Source organism: Mesorhizobium sp. M4A.F.Ca.ET.050.02.1.1, from assembly GCF_003997725.1.
GTDB lineage: Bacteria > Pseudomonadota > Alphaproteobacteria > Rhizobiales > Rhizobiaceae > Mesorhizobium.
Map to the genome: position 1 here is coordinate 1 of NZ_RZSG01000547.1, position 4,104 is coordinate 4,104.

Consider the following 4,104-nt stretch of genomic DNA (forward strand, 5'->3'; position numbering starts at 1 on the left):
ATGTCGACCTGCATCACGGCAACGGCACGCAAGGTATCTTCTATGCAAGGCCGGACGTGCTCACGGTGTCGCTGCATGCCGATCCGGTGCGCTTCTATCCGTTCTTCTGGGGGTATGCGGATGAGCGCGGCGAAGGCGCCGGCCTCGGCTACAATCTCAACCTGCCGCTGCCGCGCAAATCCGGCGACGCTGCGTTTCTTGAGGCGCTGGTGACCGCCTTCCGGCGCATCCGCGCCTTTGCGCCGGAGGCGCTTGTCGTGGCGCTCGGGCTCGATGCTTTCGAGGGCGACCCGTTTGGTGGCCTTTCCGTCACGACGCCCGGCTTCTCGCGCATCGGCGAGGCCATCGCCGGGCTCGGCCTGCCGACGGTGATCGTCCAGGAGGGCGGCTATCTGTGCGACGCGCTCAGCGACAACCTCACTGCTTTCCTGACCGGCTTCGGCGGCAAGCAGCGATGAGCAATTCCAGGAAAAGTGCGTAGCGGTTTCCCGTCCGGAATTGCGTGAAGGCAACGTGGCTCAGGCTCGCTGCTGCCTCAGCATGGCCACGACCCGGCGCACGCTTTCCAGCGTCTCGTCGATCTCGTCCGCCGTGTTGTAATGGGCGATGCCGATGCGCACGACGCCCTCGCCGGCCGGAATGCCGAGCTGATGGACGATCTCCCAGGCGTAGTTGTGGCCTGACCATAGGAAGATACCTTCGGCATTCATCTGCCGCACGATCGTCTCCGGCACGATGCCCTCGACGGTGAACGACACGGTCGGCACGCGTTCGCCGATCCGGCCCGGATCGGTGATGCCGTGGATGGCCAGGCCGGAAATACCGGACAGGCCGTCGATCAGTTTCTGCGCCAGCGTGTTTTCGTAGGCGATCGACACTTCGAACGCCCTGGCGATCCGTTGCCGCCGCGCGCCGCCCTCGCCGGCCGCCGCACCGAGATCGGCGAAATAGTTGACAGCGGCGGTGAGACCGGCCATCAGCTCGATCTGCGGCGTGCCGAGCTCGAAGCGTTCCGGCAGGCCGTTTGACGAGCAGCGGCATTTGTAGGGCTTGAGCGTGTCAATGAGGTCGCGTCGTCCCCACAGGATGCCCATGTGCGGGCCGAAGAATTTGTAGGCCGAGCACACCAGGAAATCGCAGCCGAGCCCCTGCACGTCGACCAGGCCATGCGGCGCGAACTGCACGGCATCGACATAGACCAGCGCGCCGGCCTGCTTGGCTACGGCCGTCAGCGCCTTCGCCCGGTTGATCGACCCGGTGAGGTTCGAGGCGTAGTTGAGCGCAACGAGCCGCGTCCTTTCCGAAAGCAGCGCGCGCAATGCCGCCTCCTCAAGCTGCCAGCTTTTCTCGTCGAACGGCAGGAAGCGCACGACGAGGCCAAGGTCCTCGGCAAGCTGCAGCCAGGGCGAGACATTGCCCTCATGGTCCATGCGCGTGACGATGATCTCGTCGCCGGGCTTCATGGCGCGGCCGAGCGTACGCGACATGTGATAGGTCAGCGTCGTCATGTTGGCGCCGACGATGATTTCTTCTGGGCTCGCGGCACCGAGGAAATCGGCCATCGCCGCATGCGCGTCGTCGACCACCGTCTGCGCGGCGACCGTCGTTTCGAAAAAGCCGCCGAGATTTGCGTTGGTGGTGAGCAGGCATCGCGACACCGCGTCCGCCACCGCTTGCGGCACCTGGGTGCCGGCCGGGTTATCGAGATAGATGCGACGGCGGCCCTTGTCGGTCAGCGACAGCGCCGGAAATCTTCCCCGCACGGTTTCGATTGGAAAATTCATTGCCGTCCCCTCCCTTTTGTTATCGTTGGACAATTCTGGTCAAGGACACGGATTGCCGACGCGCTGATGAACCGCATCGACCGCCTTCTGCATCTCCTCGGTCCATCTGACCTCGACCGAGGACAGCGCCATTTCCAGCTGCCAAATGGCCGTCGCGCCGATGATGTTGGAGGTGACAAAGGGCCTGCTCGAGACATAGGCATTGGCGAACATCGCCGGCTCCATGCCGAAGGAGCGCGCCAAGGTGTTGTATTCGAGCAGGACTTGCGCCGCATTCGGCGTCTCGTAGCGCTGGCCGCGGTTGAAGAGCTGCGAGCGCGAGCCTTGCGGGCGCGCGCCGTGATCGTATTTGCCGGTTAGATAGCCTTGCGCCAGCGGCGAATAGGGAAGGAAAGCAATCTCCTCGCGCTGGCAAACCTCGGCCAGGTTCACCTCGAAGGTGCGGTTGACGAGGTTATAGGCGTTCTGCAGCGACACGGGCCGCGGGCCGATGCCCCTGTCGGCTTCGGCAAGGTAGCGCATGACGCCCCAGGAACTCTCATTCGACAAGCCGAAATGTCGGATCTTCCCGGCCTTCACCAGCTCATCGAACACGCCAAGCGTCTCGGCGATCGGTGTCTCGCCTGATGGAGCGCCTTCGGTGTCGGCTCGACGCGCCACGGCGCCGACGCGGGTCGGGTTGGCGCCCCACGGAATATCCCGTTCCGGCCAATGGATCTGGTAGAGATCGATGTAGTCGGTGCCGAGCTTGGTCAGCGACTTCTCGACCGCATCGAAAATATCGGCGCGCGCGAGCTTGGACGGGCGGTCGCCGCGAAACCAGGTGTTGCCGGTGCGGCCGACAACCTTCGAGGCGATGATCACCTTATCGCGATTGCCGTTGGCCTTCATCCAGCTGCCGATGATCTTTTCGGTCCGCCCCTGCGTCTCCGCCTTGGGCGGGATCGGGTACAGCTCGGCCGTATCGATGAAATTGACGCCGCGCTCAAAGGCCAGGTCCATCTGCGCATGGCCTTCGGCCTCGGTGTTCTGCTGGCCCCAGGTCATTGAGCCCAGGCAGATCTGCGACACAAGAAGATCGGTCCGACCGAGACGGCGTTTGTGCATGGGGGTTTCTCCGGCGGGGAACTTTGCGCGACGGCGCGGGGAGGAAGCCCGAGCATACTGCAAAGCGCGGGTGTTCTCCAACCCGGTCCAGACGACTTTTGCGTGAACTCTTAAGGGCTAGGGCCGGGCTCCGGCCACGGCGCGCCGCTTGGCTTCATCGATCAGCATGTTGGCCACCTGCATGCGGATCATGGCGCGCTGGCGCAGATGCGGGGCAACGCGGTCCGGGTGGTTGGCGAAAGCGAAACTGCGCCGCATGCGGCCAAGGTCAGCGCTCTTCACCGGATGATCGAGGCCAAGTTCGGCAGCGATCGCGTCGGGGTCGATCGGCGGCAGTTTTTCCTCCGGCCTTGCCTGCTCGCCGGCCAGCGCCAGCTTCGCCTGATCGAGCAGAGCGGCGAACTCGGCAGCGAAGTCGGCGCCGGCTTCACGATATTCGGCCGCGAATGTCTCGCCGGAAACCTTGATGCGGCCGGAATGGAGCTCATCGGCCACCGAGAGATAGTCGAACGGAATGGTCGGCCGCGCCGCCGCCTCCTCGCCCGCCTCGACCTTGTCGGAGGCAACGAAGAGATCGTCGAGCAAGGACGCGAAATCCCGCTTGGCTCCGGTGCCGATGTCAGCCTCCCGTCTCGTCAAGCACATATGTGAGACGGTCGCACCATAGAGCTTGCTCGTTAAAAATGAATGCCTTCGACGTTAACCAGTTTAGCCGTTCGCATAGCAAAAAAGCCGGACTGCATTCATGCAGCCCGGCAAGGTCGCCAGGAGTGGCGAGGAAAAAGCCGGCAACGTGCCGGCACCACGCCTACGTTCGACAGACCGTAAAAGTTTCAAAAAAATCGATTGTGACGAAAAGAATCGTCCGGGCATGGCTGCCATGCAATTGCTGCACTGCACAATTTTAACATTCGCCCTATATGTTTGAGTCGGGAGGACCAACTAGGGGCCATGGATCATGGGGTTCTTCACCGAAATGTTCGCGCGGCCGCGGCCGCAGGACCATCAGCGCTACCGCGCAGCCTTGGCGCTGCTGCATTCAATGAGCAATGCCGACCGCGCCGACATCGGCATCAAGCCAGCCGATTTCCCGCGCATCGCGCGCGAAATGTCCACGCGCTGAGTCTGTCCAGCAAGAGGTTTCCCGGCAGCTCCGGGAAACCTCAAAACTTTCAACGTCCAAGGAAAACCGCCTTGCCGAGCGGCACGCCAT

At 63.2% G+C, this 4,104-nt stretch carries 5 protein-coding genes and 1 pseudogene; 3 read left to right on the forward strand and 3 right to left on the reverse strand.

Annotated elements, in window-relative coordinates; genetic code table 11:
* Positions 1 to 458: pseudogene (locus tag EOA33_RS26540) on the forward strand (histone deacetylase family protein); the annotation flags it as partial.
* A 60-nt stretch (positions 459 to 518) separates the two neighbouring features.
* Here EOA33_RS26540 and EOA33_RS26545 read toward each other — a convergent pair.
* The 3 genes from EOA33_RS26545 to EOA33_RS26555 form a co-directional block, all read right to left on the reverse strand.
* On the reverse strand, positions 519 to 1,784 hold the full coding sequence (locus EOA33_RS26545) for a cysteine desulfurase-like protein (protein WP_127406984.1): 1,266 nt from the start codon (positions 1,782 to 1,784) through the stop codon (positions 519 to 521).
* A 39-nt stretch (positions 1,785 to 1,823) separates the two neighbouring features.
* On the reverse strand, positions 1,824 to 2,891 hold the full coding sequence (locus tag EOA33_RS26550; RefSeq protein ID WP_127406985.1) for an aldo/keto reductase: 1,068 nt from the start codon (positions 2,889 to 2,891) through the stop codon (positions 1,824 to 1,826).
* A gap of 117 nt (positions 2,892 to 3,008) precedes the next feature.
* A complete protein-coding gene (locus EOA33_RS26555) occupies positions 3,009 to 3,476 on the reverse strand; it encodes a hypothetical protein (RefSeq protein ID WP_127406986.1) in 468 nt (155 codons plus the stop codon).
* Positions 3,477 to 3,636: 160 nt separating this feature from the next.
* Here EOA33_RS26555 and EOA33_RS26560 point away from each other — a divergent pair, with 160 nt between their 5' ends.
* Both EOA33_RS26560 and EOA33_RS26565 read left to right on the forward strand, forming a co-directional pair.
* Complete coding sequence (locus EOA33_RS26560) at positions 3,637 to 3,819, forward strand: hypothetical protein (protein WP_127406987.1); 183 nt, start codon at positions 3,637 to 3,639, stop codon at positions 3,817 to 3,819.
* A gap of 30 nt (positions 3,820 to 3,849) precedes the next feature.
* Positions 3,850 to 4,014 carry a hypothetical protein gene (locus EOA33_RS26565; RefSeq protein WP_126054817.1) on the forward strand — a complete coding sequence of 55 codons (165 nt, stop codon included), beginning with the start codon at positions 3,850 to 3,852 and terminating at the stop codon, positions 4,012 to 4,014.
* Positions 4,015 to 4,104 lie beyond the last annotated feature (90 nt).